At 69.7% G+C, this 12,969-nt stretch carries 12 protein-coding genes; 10 read left to right on the forward strand and 2 right to left on the reverse strand.

Annotated features, from left to right (window positions below; translation table 11 throughout):
• Positions 1-359 precede the first annotated feature (359 nt).
• The 5 genes from GA0070609_RS33845 (at position 360) to GA0070609_RS13775 (ending at position 6,685) form a co-directional block, all read left to right on the forward strand.
• Positions 360-1,001, forward strand: coding sequence for a hemerythrin domain-containing protein (locus GA0070609_RS33845; protein WP_197700274.1), 642 nt, complete (start codon positions 360-362; stop codon positions 999-1,001).
• Positions 1,002-1,052: 51 nt separating this feature from the next.
• Complete coding sequence (locus GA0070609_RS33850; RefSeq protein WP_197700275.1) at positions 1,053-1,964, forward strand: alpha/beta hydrolase; 912 nt, start codon at positions 1,053-1,055, stop codon at positions 1,962-1,964.
• A 1,134-nt stretch (positions 1,965-3,098) separates the two neighbouring features.
• Positions 3,099-3,485 carry a hypothetical protein gene (locus GA0070609_RS34275; RefSeq protein ID WP_231928736.1) on the forward strand — a complete coding sequence of 129 codons (387 nt, stop codon included), beginning with the start codon at positions 3,099-3,101 and terminating at the stop codon, positions 3,483-3,485.
• An 11-nt stretch (positions 3,486-3,496) separates the two neighbouring features.
• Positions 3,497-4,108 (forward strand): mechanosensitive ion channel family protein, encoded by a 612-nt coding sequence (locus GA0070609_RS34280; protein WP_231928737.1) that lies wholly within the window; start codon positions 3,497-3,499, stop codon positions 4,106-4,108.
• A 99-nt stretch (positions 4,109-4,207) separates the two neighbouring features.
• Positions 4,208-6,685: an ATP-dependent Clp protease ATP-binding subunit gene (locus GA0070609_RS13775; RefSeq protein ID WP_088994183.1), complete on the forward strand. Its 2,478-nt coding sequence runs from the start codon at positions 4,208-4,210 to the stop codon at positions 6,683-6,685.
• An 89-nt stretch (positions 6,686-6,774) separates the two neighbouring features.
• On the opposite strand, the gene GA0070609_RS13780 is transcribed toward GA0070609_RS13775, so the two are convergent.
• Positions 6,775-7,470 (reverse strand): hypothetical protein, encoded by a 696-nt coding sequence (locus GA0070609_RS13780; protein ID WP_197700276.1) that lies wholly within the window; start codon positions 7,468-7,470, stop codon positions 6,775-6,777.
• A 30-nt stretch (positions 7,471-7,500) separates the two neighbouring features.
• On the opposite strand from GA0070609_RS13780, the gene GA0070609_RS33855 reads away from it, so the two are divergent.
• Together GA0070609_RS33855 and GA0070609_RS33160 are read left to right on the forward strand one after the other, a co-directional pair.
• Entirely contained in the window at positions 7,501-7,641 is a 141-nt protein-coding gene (locus GA0070609_RS33855; RefSeq protein ID WP_197700277.1) for a hypothetical protein, read from the forward strand.
• Positions 7,642-7,754: 113 nt separating this feature from the next.
• Positions 7,755-7,901, forward strand: coding sequence for a hypothetical protein (locus tag GA0070609_RS33160; RefSeq protein WP_157748140.1), 147 nt, complete (start codon positions 7,755-7,757; stop codon positions 7,899-7,901).
• 142 nt (positions 7,902-8,043) lie between these two features.
• Here GA0070609_RS33160 and GA0070609_RS13785 read toward each other — a convergent pair whose 3' ends face one another.
• Positions 8,044-8,538 carry a GNAT family N-acetyltransferase gene (locus GA0070609_RS13785; protein WP_157748141.1) on the reverse strand — a complete coding sequence of 165 codons (495 nt, stop codon included), beginning with the start codon at positions 8,536-8,538 and terminating at the stop codon, positions 8,044-8,046.
• Positions 8,539-8,681: 143 nt separating this feature from the next.
• On the opposite strand from GA0070609_RS13785, the gene GA0070609_RS13790 reads away from it, so the two are divergent.
• From GA0070609_RS13790 to GA0070609_RS13800, 3 genes are all read left to right on the forward strand, one after another.
• Positions 8,682-9,209, forward strand: a complete 528-nt coding sequence (locus tag GA0070609_RS13790; RefSeq protein WP_088997719.1) for a 2'-5' RNA ligase family protein — start codon at positions 8,682-8,684, stop codon at positions 9,207-9,209.
• Positions 9,210-9,511: 302 nt separating this feature from the next.
• Positions 9,512-11,413: a sialidase family protein gene (locus GA0070609_RS13795; protein WP_197700278.1), complete on the forward strand. Its 1,902-nt coding sequence runs from the start codon at positions 9,512-9,514 to the stop codon at positions 11,411-11,413.
• 300 nt (positions 11,414-11,713) lie between these two features.
• Positions 11,714-12,928: a sialidase family protein gene (locus GA0070609_RS13800; RefSeq protein ID WP_197700279.1), complete on the forward strand. Its 1,215-nt coding sequence runs from the start codon at positions 11,714-11,716 to the stop codon at positions 12,926-12,928.
• The last annotated feature ends 41 nt before the right edge of the window (positions 12,929-12,969 follow it).

A 12,969-nucleotide genomic window follows, 5' to 3' on the forward strand; every position in this document is an offset into this window, starting at 1 on the left:
GTGGTGGGGCTGATCGAGGCGTCGCGGGATCTGCGGCGGTGGTACGGCCAAGCGTTCCAGGTGGCGACGACCAGGTAGGTGCCCCCGGTCAGCCGAGTGGGCCGCGCTCGCCCCCGCGGGCCGTCCGTACCCCCTCGGAGGGCGCATGCGCCGGATGATCATGCGGGCTCTGCTGACGGGAAGACAGGCGTGAGTGTACGCGGCCGACCCATGTTCAGTGCGGGTGTAGCCGGGCGCCAACGCCTGGCTGGGACGTGCGCTGACCAGCGTCGACCCGCCCGTTCGGGTTCTTGGCGACATGCCAGGTTATGCCGCGAAGGCGGCGCCGGTTGCGGTAAGTGTGGAGGAGGAGGTGTCCGATGACGCTGCCGTACGCGACCATGCCGGGCGACCTCGACCACCTGATCGCCGACGACCACGTGGTGGTGGACCGCCTCTTCGAGCACCTCGAGGCCGGACGCGGTGACCGGCGCATGCTGGTCGACCAGGTGAGTTACGGCCGCGCCCTGCACGCCCACGCCGAGGAGGAGGTGTTGTATCCGGCGCTGGCCGAGATCGGCGCCGCCGCGGACGCCGAGGAGGGGCGGGCCGAGCACCAGGCCCTCAAGAGGCTGCTGGTCCTGCTTGACCATGCGGATCCCGGCAGCCGCGAATTCGAGCGGGCGCTGAACAAGCTGATCGGCGGTGTCCGGCACCACATCGACAAGGAGGAACGGGAGTTCCTGCCGGCGCTGCGTCGGGCCGTGGGCGCGGAGGAGATGGGTCGGCTCGGCGAGCGGTACCTCGCCGCCAAGCGGTCGGGTCCGGCCCGCTCGCATCCCACCGTCCCGCCCACCGGACGCCGTCGCAGGCTCATGCACGTGGCCGCCGGGTTCATGGACAAGGTACGCGACCGGGTATCCGGCCGCAGCAACGTCCTGTCGACCGACGCCTCCTGGCTGCTCGACACCCAGGCGCAGCGGATCCTCGACACCTGGTCCCGACTGGTACTGGCCCCGTAGCTCCTCACCCTCGAGCAGGCCCGCCAGCAGCCGAGCCTCGCCGACGCGGCGATGGAGATCCTGCAGCAGGACGGGCGGCCGACGGACCCCGAGGAGGTCGGATCGGCGGCGGACATCACCGTGCCCGGCCCGGGTGGTGATCTGGTCGTACGCGTCTACAAGCCGCTCGGCCAGGCCGGCGATCCGGTGCCCGTCGTGATGTGGGTGCACGGTGGCGGTTGGATCCTGTTCACGAACGACGACTATGACGCCTTCTGCCGCGCCCTGGTCACCCGGACGGGCGCGATCGTGGTGTCGCCGGAGTACCGCAAGGCTCCCGAGCACGTGTTCCCGGCCGCCCACGAGGACGTGCTGGCCACCTACCGGTGGCTCCGGACCAACGCCACCGGGCTCGGCGGCGACCCGTCACGCATCGCCATCGGCGGCGAGGGCGTCGGGGCGAACATGGCGGCCGCGACCTGCGGTCAGCTCAAGCAGGCAGGTGAGCCACTACCCGTGGCGCAGGTGCTCGTCTGCCCGCTGACCACCACCGCCCAGTACGGTGCGTCCATGCGGGACGCCGCAGACGCCCGGCCGCTGAATCGTCCACTGCTGTCCTGGATGATGATGCACGCCTTCCGTGGCGTGACCGACAGCCTGAAAGACCCCAGGGTCGATCTGCTCCCGCTCTCCGCGCAGGGCCTCGCCGGTCTGCCGCCGACACTGATCGTCACCACCGACCGCGACGTGCTGCAGAGCCAGGGCGACGAGTGGTGCGCCCGCTTGGAGGCCGCCGGCGTGCGGGCCACGTCGGTCCGTTACGGGGCAGTGATGCACGACTTCTTCGGCCTTGCCGCGGTGCTGGACAAGGCCGCGCAAGCCCAAGAGGAGGTCGCTCTGCACCTGCGCCAGGCGTTCGGGGAGGCCTCGGCCGCACATGCGGTGGATGGTGGGCCAATGCGAAAGCCCAAGGTCATCGGGTGACGCTGGCTGGCCTGTCGCGGATCGTCCAGCTGCTGGCCTCGCCCGTACATCGGTATGTGTTGTGGATGAGATTGGCGGCCGTGCAGCATGTGGGGATAGACCTGCACCGACGGCGCAGTGTGATCGTGCGGATGACGTGCGCGGCGAAGGGATGACCGGCAACCAGACCACCGGTTCCGCCACACCGTCCAGTCGGGACATCGGGGAAGAGGGCCCACACCCGAACAGCCGCCGTTCCCGGCGCGACGATAATGCGCCGCCCGGGGTCGGCGTCAAGGCCAGGCCCTACCGGTCGACCTCCGGTCGAACCTTTGACGCCGACCCCTCGACGGCGCATGCCTACACCGCCCAGGAAATTAGCAGAAACGGCTACAAACACTCGACGTCCGATACCTGAACGGCCCCGCTCCTTCAGGGATGACCCCCAGTCGGCCGGCCGGTCGACGAGCTTCGGGTCGGCCTCCCGGATCAGGTCGCCGTCGAAGCCAGCGCCGGCCATCACGGCGAAGTGTTCACCGTTGAGCTTGCCGAGGTCGAGGGTGCGGCGCGGCCCGTGCAGGCCGATCCGGACCGCCTCGGGCAGGTCCTCGGGGGATGCCGAGGTTGGCCGAAGAGGTTGGCGGCGCCGGCCGGCAGGATCGCCATGGGGCGCCCGTGCTGGCGAGGGCGTCCGCGCAGCGTTGCACGATGCCGTCGTCGCCCCAGACGATTCTTCAGCGCCTTGCGGACCTTCTTCGGGCCTTGCGGCTTTCGGCACCCCGTACCAGGTGGGGTCCTCGACGCCCGCGCCGGCCGGCTCCGCGCGCAGCTCGTCGAGGGCGGCCGCCGAGGGTCTTCCGGCGGTGGGCGTCGACGACGACGGTGCCCACCCGGGCGGCGGCCACCCGCTCGGCGCCCACCGCAGTGCTCGTGCTCATGGCCGCCGGTGTCACCCAGCCGTTCAGATCCGTACGCGTCGGCTCTCACCGCGGTGTCGGCGGCTATGAATGCCACCCGGAAAGGGTGTTCTTGCCAGGAAAAGCTCCGTGTTCTCCCGGTGTGCATAGGGTCAGGCGGTAACCCGTCCTCTGTACGTCATGACGTGGGCGAGGAGCGCAGCGGGATGACGGTCGAGACCACGGCGGTCCCCGCCTGATGCGCGCGGCGTTGATCACGCTGGCCACGCTGGTGGTGGCCGTGCTGCTGGACATCGGCACGCGCAGGCTCGTCCGTCGCGCCGACCACGGCCGCTACCGGTGGGTCCTGGGACCACTGCGGAAGGCCTGCCGCCGTCCGACGGCCGTCGTGCTGCTCCTCACCGGGCTGTACCTCGCCCTGCCGCCGCGGTCAACGGGATGGCTCGGCGACGTCCGACACGTCGTCGGGCTGTTGCTCATCGGCGGCGTCGCCTGGCTGGTGATCAAGGCGTTGCACGTCGCCGAGGGCGTCACCTTCAGCCGGCTGCCGCCGGAGGTGGTCGCGGACCGCCGGATCCGGCGGGCCCGAACCCAGATCCGCCCGTCCGGCGCTTCACCGCGGTAGTGGTCACAATCGTGGCCATTGGCCTGATCATGACCACCTTCCCGCCCATCCGCGCGTTCGGGATCTCCGTCCTGGGCTCGGCCGGCGTCATCGGCGCCGTCATCGGCCTGTCCGCCCGGACCGCGCTGGGCAACGCGTTCGCCGGTATTCAGGTCGCCTTCTCGGACGGTCTGCACGTCGGTGACGTGGTGGTCATCGAGGGCGAGTGGGGCCGGGTCGAAGAGGTCAAGCTGACCAACGTGGTCGTCCGGCTGTGGGACGACCGGATGCTCATCCTGCCGACGATGTACTTCACCGAGCGCCCGTTCCAGAACTGGTCCCGGCACGAGGCGCGGGTGGTCGGCAAGGTCCAGATCCATGTGGACCACACCGCCGACCTCGAGGACCTGCGCACGGAGACGCAACGGCTCGTCGAGTCCTCACCGCTGTGGGACCGGATCCGGTGGGTGCTGCAGATGGTCGACGCCACCGCATCGAGCGTCGTTATCGAGGTGCAGGCCACAGCCGCCGACGGGGCCAGCGCCTGGGACCTCCGCTGTGACCTCCGCGAGGGCCTGATCGGCTACATCCGCGACAACCACCCGCAGTGGCTCCCCCGCACCCGCAGCGAGTACAAACCCTGACCTCCCCGCAACCCACAAAAGCCGCCTTGACGGGCGAAAGGTGCGTAGCGTTCAGATGGGCCTGTGCCGAGGACCCGCCCACCGACAGGAAGGTATGAGATGTCGCTCGACGCGTTCCGCATCCCCGGCGGCTCCTTGGACGACCTGATCAGTCGGTTCTTCGGCGGAGACCCGTTCGCGGGACGTCCGGTGGAGCGTGTGGACCTGTCCCGGCTGCTCTCCACCGAATCGCGGCAACTGCTGCAACGGGCAGCCGAGCAGGCTGCGGCGTGGGGCAGCCCGTACCTCAACGTCGAGCACCTGCTGTGGGCCGCCGCCCAGTCCGACCCCACCCGCCGGACCCTCGACGCGAGCGGCGCCGACCCCGACGACCTGGCCCGCCAGATCGAGGCGGCCGTCCCCAGAGGCAGGCCACGCGAGGACACGCCTCCGCTCGCGCCAGCGGCGAAGCGCGCCCTACTCGACGCGCACCGCGAGTCGCGACGGTCCGGCGCGACGTACATCGGCCCCGAACACATCCTGCTCGGCATCGCCGCGAACCCGGAGACGACCGCGGGCCAGGCGTTGCGCGCGCTCGGCGGGGCCGTCACCGGCCCCGCGCGGCCGGCGGGCGGCGCCGACGGGCGGGGCGTCAGCACCACCCCCACCCTGGACCAGTACGGGCGGGACCTCACCGAGGACGCCCGGGCCGGGCGGCTCGATCCGGTCGTCGGGCGTGACGACGAGATCGACGACACGATCGAGGTGCTCTCCCGGCGTACGAAGAACAATCCGGTGCTCACCGGCGAGCCGGGCGTCGGCAAGACGGCGATCGTCGAGGGCATCGCGCAGCGCATCGTCAACGACGACGTGCCCGAAACCCTGGCCAACCGGCGGGTGGTCGCACTCGACCTGTCCGGGATGGTGGCGGGCGCCAAGTACCGCGGTGAGTTCGAAGAGCGACTGAAGAACGTGATCCAGGAGGTGACGGCCGCCGAGGACGGGCTGATCCTCTTCATCGACGAACTGCACACCGTGGTCGGCGCGGGCGGCGGCGGCGAGGGGGCGATGGATGCCAGCAACATGCTCAAGCCCGCCCTGGCCCGCGGCGAACTGCACGTGGTCGGCGCGACGACGCTGAACGAGTACCGTCGCTACATCGAGAAGGACCCGGCGCTGGAGCGCCGGTTCCAGCCGATCCTGGTGTCGGAGCCGAGCGTGGAGGACACCGTCGCGATCCTCAAGGGCGTACGCGACCGGTACGAGGCGCACCATCAGGTGCGGTACACGGACGAAGCCCTGGACGCCGCGGCCGAGCTGTCCCACCGCTACATCACCGACCGGTTCCTGCCGGACAAGGCGATCGACCTGCTCGACCAGGCGGGGGCGCGGGTCCGGCTGCGTTCCCGCACCCCGGCTCCGGACAAGAAGGAGATCGAGAAGCGGCTGTCCCAGTTGCGCCGGGAGAAGGACAGCGCGGTGGCGAACGAGGACTACCAGCGCGCGGGTGCGCTGAAAGCCGAGATCAGTGCGGCCGAGCGGGACCTGGCGGCGGCGCAGGAGGGCACGCCTCCGGTGCCCGAGGTGCACATGAGCGACATCGCCGAGGTGGTCAGCCGCCGTACCGGTGTTCCCGTCACCCAGCTCACGGAGGTGGAGAAGCAGAGGCTGAGGCGCATCGAGGAGCAACTGCACGAGCGCGTGGTCGCCCAGCACGAGGCCGTACGCGCCGTGGCGGCCGCCGTACGCCGATCGCGTTCCGGGCTGAGTGACCCCCAGCGACCCGACGGGTCGTTCCTCTTCCTCGGACCCACCGGCGTCGGCAAGACCGAACTGGCCCGGGCTCTCGCCGCGGCGCTCTTCGGCGACGAGTCCAGCATGATCCGCTTCGACATGAGCGAGTTCCAGGAGCGGCACACGGTCAGCCGGCTGGTCGGGGCGCCCCCGGGCTACGTCGGGTACGAGGAGGCCGGCCAGCTCACCGAGGCGGTCCGGCGCCGGCCGTACTCGGTGCTGCTCTTCGACGAGGTGGAGAAGGCGCACGCGGACGTGTTCAACACGCTGCTGCAGGTGCTCGACGACGGTCGCCTCACCGACTCGCAGGGTCGCACGGTCGACTTCAGCAACACCATCCTGATCATGACGAGCAACATCGGCGCGGACCGCATTCTGGCCGCCCAGACGGCAGGGCGTCCGGTCAGCGACCTGCGCGAGGAACTGATGGGGCTGCTGGGGCAGCGGTTCCGCCCGGAGTTCCTCAACCGGATCGACGAGATCATCATCTTCACCGGCCTGGACCGGGAGCAACTCCGCGAGATCACCGGCCTGCTGCTGGACCGTACCCGCCGCCGGTTGCACGCACAGGACATCAACCTTGAGGTCAGTCCGGACGCCGTGCAGTGGCTGGCCAACCGGGGCTACCAGCCCGAGTACGGGGCGCGGCCACTGCGGCGCAGCATCCAACGCGAGTTGGAAGACCGGCTGTCGACCCTGCTGCTCGAGGACGGGGCGAATCCGGGCGACACCATCGAGGTCAACGTCGTCGGCGGCGAACTCGACCTCTCGGTCCGGCCCGCCGCCGTGCCGGCCGGCACGTGAGGCCCGCCCTGGCCGGGCTGACGACACGCAGGAGATCTGCGGGGCGGCGTCCAGAAGACGCCCCCTCTCGTGCCTCCTAACGGTCACCGTCACGGTGCCGGCCTCACAGCGTGCGGGCCAGCCGGTCGGCAGGGATGCGGGTGAGCCGGGACGGCTCGGCGAGCTCCCCACCCTCGGCGAGCAGCGCCATTCCGTACAGCAGCTCCGCGGTCTCCTTCAGCCGTCCTCTGTGCCGCCCGGGTCAGGTTGCCGTCATGCGGCCCCCAGCTCCGTGGTGAAGTCGCGATCGCGAGGAGCGCTGAATAGCTGGCCAGCCCGACGGTGAACCAGGCGAAGCTCGAGTGCCGCTCGGGTGCCAGTTCGTCGACGAAGACGTTGAGCAGGATCCCGCCACCGAGAATCGCCGTCAGCAGATTCATCACCACGCTGGTGGGCTGGGCGACGACCGCGGTCAACCAGCCGGCACCGGCGCCGGCGACGAGGAGGAGGCGCCATCGGGTGGTGCGGCGGACCGGGAAGTGCTCGGCCAGCACGCCGTCGGTGGCCAGCACGTGCAGCCCCATGGCGACAGCGAACAGCGCCGCCGGCGCGAGGCCCGCGTCCAGCTTCGTCGCCAAGGTGTACGTGATCAGGCCGCTGTAGAGCGCGAAGAATCCGAGTTGACATGCGAAGACCAGCCGGGTGGGCTCCTGCTCGTGCCCGTTCGCCCGATGGGTGGCGCGTTCCAGGGCGTAGAACGTGAAAAAGCCGATCAGCGCGACGAGGAACAGGATGAATCCGCGCACCCGGCCGACGCGGACCTCTTCCTCCAGGACGTGGGCGACCGCTTCGTTGCCCTCGGCGAGGCGCGGCAGGAGGAGAGGAAGACGTACGCTGCGGCGATGCCGCCGCCGAGCGAGGTCGCCGCCTGGGTGGACACCGGCAGTGTCCGCCGGATGTACGGCGCCAGCAGGTGAAAGGCTCCCAGGACCAGCGTCACCGCGAGCGTCGCCCACAGGCTACCCGCTCGGCTCAGCGTCACCGCAGCGTACGGGGTGGATTGTCTGCCTGGTACGGCCGCTGCCCGAGCATGGGTGCGATCCTACGAGGCCAGGCCCTGAGCTTCGCCGGCGCCTTCGTCGAGACGCTGCCCTCCTTCGGGGTGCTGCTGGTCGGGCTACTGGTGTCGCTGCTCATGGCGGGCCGGTACTTCCGGTGGAAGCCCCGGCACGGATGATCGGGGCAGCGATCGCGTCACGACGTGAACATGGACCGGGCGCAGGTCGGGCGGGATCTCGGCTGCGCCGCGCCCGCGCGGTCACCACCAGGGCGATGATCAAAACCGCCATCATCTGGCTCCGATGGCGGCACCGCGGCCGCTAATCCACGCTCTTACCGAGGGACAGACCGGCGTCGCTGTAGCCGTGCCGGCTGTAGAAGCGCACTGCATCAACGTTGCGGTGGTAGATGCCAGCCAACAGGTACGTGATCCCCCGGTCGCTTGCCCACCGTTCGGCCGCCGCAATCAACGCTGATCCCACCCCGAGCCCCCTGGCACCGGGCAGCACAACCGTGTGGACCTGGGCCGAAGGTTCAGGACGCAGGATCTGATGGTCCGGAGGATCGGAATGCCGCAGCACTTCGACCATACCGACCACCTGGCCGTCATGCCCCTCAGCGACGAGGACGCCATCCCGCCCGGCCTCATCGGTCAGCATGGCCGCGAAATGGCGCGCTACCGCGTCACCCTGTGGAACGCGATAGGTGGCAGCGTCGAGGGCAAGGTGCGCCTCAGCGTTGGCCAGGCGCAACTCCACCAATGAAGCAACATCGGCCACGCTCGCTGGCCGAACCGTTAGCCGTGTCTCCTGCATCATCCTGATCCTAGAGTCGAGGCAGCCACTCGGGCACCCGGCCATGATCGCCAGGACGGTGACTAGGTAAGAGCTGTCTCGCAGCTCTTACCTGGTCACGGATTCCGGTGGACTGTCAGGAGCGATGATCAGAAACTGTGGCGATGGAGCCGACGGAGACTGCGCTGATCGTCGCCGTGCCCGAGGCCGAGCGGACCGTGGGGCGCTTCCGGTCCGCTCTGGACATCGCGGCCAGCTGGGGAGTGCCCGCTCATGTGACCGTGCTCTACCCGTTCCTGCCCCCAGACCGGATCAACGACGATGTGCTCGCCACCCTGAGCCAGATCTTCGAAGCCGCACCGCGGTTCGATATCTCGTTCGCGGAGGTCAAGTGGTTCGGAGACACCGTGGTCTGGCTCTCGCCCCAGCCGGACGGCGGGTTGCGCCACCTCACCGCAGCCGTGTGGCGGCGATTCCCCGAGGCTCCGCCGTATGCCGGCGCCCATGCCGACGTCGTACCGCATCTGACCATCGGTCATGACGCCCCGAAGCACGTCCTGGCCCAAGCCGCCGAGGCTGTCGCCGGCCACCTGCCGATCCGCGCCACCGTCGACGCGGTTCGACTCATTGCCGGGGCCCCGGAACCCGACTCCTGGCACACACTGCGCGAGTTCCGGCTCGGCGCGGCTTAGCGCTGTTTACGAGCACACGCGCCGCTTCCACGGTAACGGACGGTGTCGGGAAGGCAGGCAGGCCGATCAGCAGCGGGCCGGGGGCGGCGCAGCCGCCCTACCGTCTTCCCGCCCGAAGGGCTTGCGATGCCTGACATAGGACGTAGGATGTCCTCCAACCGTTCCTAGCTGCTTCCGACGGAGCACCTGAAAAGAGCTGCGGACAATCCACGAGCGCAGCAGGTGCGACAACCAGCAGTCGGGACTCCCCTGCCGCTCGACACGAGCCGCCCCAGCGGTGACCAGTGGAGGTATCGCATTCCATGACGAGGCAGAGACACAGCAGAAGACATCCCCGCCGACTGTTGTCCACCATGGTGATCGCGGCGATGGCTGCCGCCCTGCTCACCAGCGGCACCGCGCAGGCCGCGGAGCCGTACCACGAGGAGCGTGCGGTCTACACCGCGAACACGGACGGGTACTTCTGCTTCCGCATCCCGGCGATCGTGAGGGCCACCAACGGGGACCTGCTGGCGTTCGCCGAAGGCCGGATCGACAACTGTAACGACAGGGGCGACATCGACCTGGTGCTGAAGCGGTCCCACGACGGCGGTCGTACCTGGGGGCCGCTGCAGGTTGTGTCGCGCGGCAACGGTGACACGCACGGCAACCCGATGCCGATCGTGGACGAACGGACCGGTCGGGTCGTGCTGTTCACGACCCACAACCCGGGCACCGGCAGCGGTGGCCGCGTTCCGTTCCTGCAGGTCAGCGACGACCACGGAGTGACCTGGAGCGCGCCGCGAGAGATGACCGAGCTGATGCTGCCGGAGTGGTCCGCGTGGTACGCCACCGGTCCGGTGCACGCCATCCAGCTCAAACGCGGCCCGCACGCCGGGCGGCTGGTGATGAGCGCCAACCACGAGTCCTTCGCGTCGGACGGGCGGCGCATCGCCGGAGTCCACCTCGGTTACAGCGACGACGGCGGCGAGACCTGGCATCGCGGCGCCAGCGCCGGTGGCGCGGAGGACGACATCCTCGTCAACGAGTCGACGCTGGTGGAACTGACCGACGGGCGGATCTACGTCAACGTTCGGGAAGCCGGCACGGCTGAGGGCACCCGGGCGTACGCGATCTCCAGCGACGGCGGCGAAAGCTACGACGCACCGTTTCAGATGGTGCCCGAGCTGACGATGCCGGTCGTGCAGGGAGCGTTGCTACGCCTCACCGCCACTGACGAAGGTGACGCGCGGAACCGCATCCTGTTCTCCGGACCAGCCAACCCCGGCAAGCGCGAGGCCCTGACAATCCGGTCCTCGTACGACGAGGCCCAGACCTGGGAGACCTGGCAGGAAGGCAAAGTAATCACCTGGGGTCCGGGCGGCTACTCCGACCTGGTCGAGATCGAGACCGATCCGGTCGCGGGCCCCGTGGCAGGGGTGCTGTACGAAGGCGGTGTCGCCGCCCTGTACGAGGTGATCCAGTTCGTCCGGTTCAACGAGGCGTACCTCGACACCCCGAACGGTTCACCTCCGGATCTGCCGCCGCCCCCGGAGCCCGGACCGACGACCCCGGACGCAGCACCGCGCTACGACAACACCGCCTACGTCCGCAACGGCGCGACGCTGACCGAGGGGCGGTACGGCACCGGCATCGCGCTCGACGGCGTCGACGACCACGTGGAGGTGCCGTACAACCCGAACGTCGACCTTGAGGACAACCAATTCACGATCATGACCTGGTTCCGGTACAGCCAAACCACCGGCAGCCACGTGATCTGGTGGTTCCACCAGGTGGGCACGGGAGCCGCCCAGATCTGGCTGCGAGCCGAACCGGCAGGCAACCGCATCCGGGGCGTCGTCGGCACCGGCCAGGGCGACGCGAACATCACCATCGCGGGCGCGTACAACGACGGGCTCTGGCACCACGTTGTCATGCAACGCACAGCGACCCGGGTCACGGTCCTCATCGACGGCGCCACCGTCGCCAACCTGGCCGCTCCGCGCGGCTCGGTGACCACCGGAAAGGAGTTCGGCATCGGCAGCATCCACCTCGGTCAACGGATCGACGGCGTCAACCGGTTCCGCGGCACCCTCGACGAGTTCCGCATCTACGGCCGCGCCCTCACCCCTGAAGAGTTGCGGGATATCCGGGACCACAATGTCCCGATCGCCGGCCAACTCCGGCTTCGCCTCCCGTTCACGACCGTCAACCCCGAGCAGTAGCCACAGGGTCGGTGCCCCGCCAGCGGTCGTCTGGCGGGGCACCACCGCGCCGACTGTGTTCACGCTCCGCGTCGACGGCCTTGTGGGTCGAGGGTCGCGGAGCGTCCGCCAACGTCGGGGCAGAGCGTTCCGGAGGCTGTCGGCAGGCGGGCCGGCAGGTCATCGACCTTGACCATATCGAACTCCGCCATTAGCGTCTGGATCGGACAGAGGACGTCCTACGTCAGGCTCGACCAGTGCATCTTTGAGCGATGCGCCGGATCTACGAAGTTGCCACCCACCATCACGAAAGAGGTGCGCATGTCCCGTACACCCCGCTCGATGATCGCTCTCGGCGCTGCCGCGACCGCCGTCTCCCTGGCCCTCGGAGCCCCGCCCGCGACGGCCGCACCGACGACACCCGCTCACCAGTGCGACACCTCCGTGCCGTTCGTCTCCGGCACCGAGGGCTACACGGGATTCCGGATCCCCGCCGTCGTCACCACTCGGTCCGGCATCCTGCTCGCCTTCGCCGAGGGGCGACACGGCTCGTTGGCCGACGCGGGCAACATCGACCTCGTCCTCAAGCGATCCGGTGACGGCGGATGCACCTGGGGGCCGTTGCAGATGGTGCACGACCGCGGTCCGGATACCGCCGGAAACCCCGCGCCGGTCCTCACGGCGAGTGGCCGTCTCGTCCTGCTGTCCACGACCAATGCCGCCGACGCGTCCGAAGCCGAGATCATGCGCGGTGAGGTCACGCCCGAGCAGAGCCGCCGGGTCTTCGTCCAGCACAGCGACGACGACGGAGTCAGCTGGTCGGCCCCGCGGGAGATCACGGGGCAGGCGAAGGCGCAGAACTGGCGGTGGTACGCCACAGGGCCGGGCCACGCCCTACGCCTGACCGGTGCCGCCCACCGGGACCGGCTGGTGGTACCGGCCAACCACTCGATCGCACCCCCGGCCGGATCGACCGATCTCGGTACCGAGGCCAAGTACTACGGTGGTCACCTGCTCTACAGCGACGACGCCGGCGAGACCTGGCACATCGGCGCGGTCGACGACAACCCCAACGGCTACGTGAACGTCAACGAGACCACGGCGGCTGAGCTGCCGGACGGCCGGCTCTACCTCAACACCCGCGAACACAACGGCAGCGCGCCCGGCAACCGGGCCGACACCTGGAGCGCCGACGGCGGCGAGTCGCTGGTGCTGCCGTACCGGCCGCAGGCGACCCTCGTGGGCCCGGTCGTGCAGGCCAGCGTCCTGCAGCTGAGCGGTCCGAAGGCGCCGCTGCTCTTCTCCGGGCCCGCCGACCCCGCCAGCCGGGCCGCGATGACGCTGCGGATCAGCACCGACCAGGGTGCGACCTGGCGGCCGGCCCTGGCGCTGTCCGGCCTTCCCGCCGGGTACTCCGACCTGGTGCAGCTGGACGCCCGAACCGTCGGGGTGCTCTACGAGACCGGCAACTTCGGCCCGTACGAGACGATCACCTTCCGCCGGGTCCCGGCGGTCGAGCTACGGAAGTTCGGGTGAGGCACGGGTGTGCGCCGCGACGCTGGTCGCGGCGCACACCC

It is taken from the genome of Micromonospora echinaurantiaca (genome assembly GCF_900090235.1).
Taxonomy (GTDB): domain Bacteria; phylum Actinomycetota; class Actinomycetes; order Mycobacteriales; family Micromonosporaceae; genus Micromonospora; species Micromonospora echinaurantiaca.

Excerpts from the sequence above, each read along its gene's own strand:
- GA0070609_RS13775 (WP_088994183.1), top strand. The coding sequence starts at position 4,208 with ATGTCGCTCGACGCGTTCCGCATCCCCGGCGGCTCCTTGGACGACCTG.
- GA0070609_RS13795 (WP_197700278.1), top strand. The coding sequence starts at position 9,512 with ATGACGAGGCAGAGACACAGCAGAAGACATCCCCGCCGACTGTTGTCC.
- GA0070609_RS33845 (WP_197700274.1), top strand. The coding sequence starts at position 360 with ATGACGCTGCCGTACGCGACCATGCCGGGCGACCTCGACCACCTGATC.
- GA0070609_RS13785 (WP_157748141.1), bottom strand. The coding sequence starts at position 8,538 with ATGCAGGAGACACGGCTAACGGTTCGGCCAGCGAGCGTGGCCGATGTT.
- GA0070609_RS33850 (WP_197700275.1), top strand. The coding sequence starts at position 1,053 with ATGGAGATCCTGCAGCAGGACGGGCGGCCGACGGACCCCGAGGAGGTC.
- GA0070609_RS13800 (WP_197700279.1), top strand. The coding sequence starts at position 11,714 with ATGTCCCGTACACCCCGCTCGATGATCGCTCTCGGCGCTGCCGCGACC.
- GA0070609_RS13790 (WP_088997719.1), top strand. The coding sequence starts at position 8,682 with ATGGAGCCGACGGAGACTGCGCTGATCGTCGCCGTGCCCGAGGCCGAG.
- GA0070609_RS34275 (WP_231928736.1), top strand. The coding sequence starts at position 3,099 with ATGCGCGCGGCGTTGATCACGCTGGCCACGCTGGTGGTGGCCGTGCTG.
- GA0070609_RS33160 (WP_157748140.1), top strand. The coding sequence starts at position 7,755 with ATGGGTGCGATCCTACGAGGCCAGGCCCTGAGCTTCGCCGGCGCCTTC.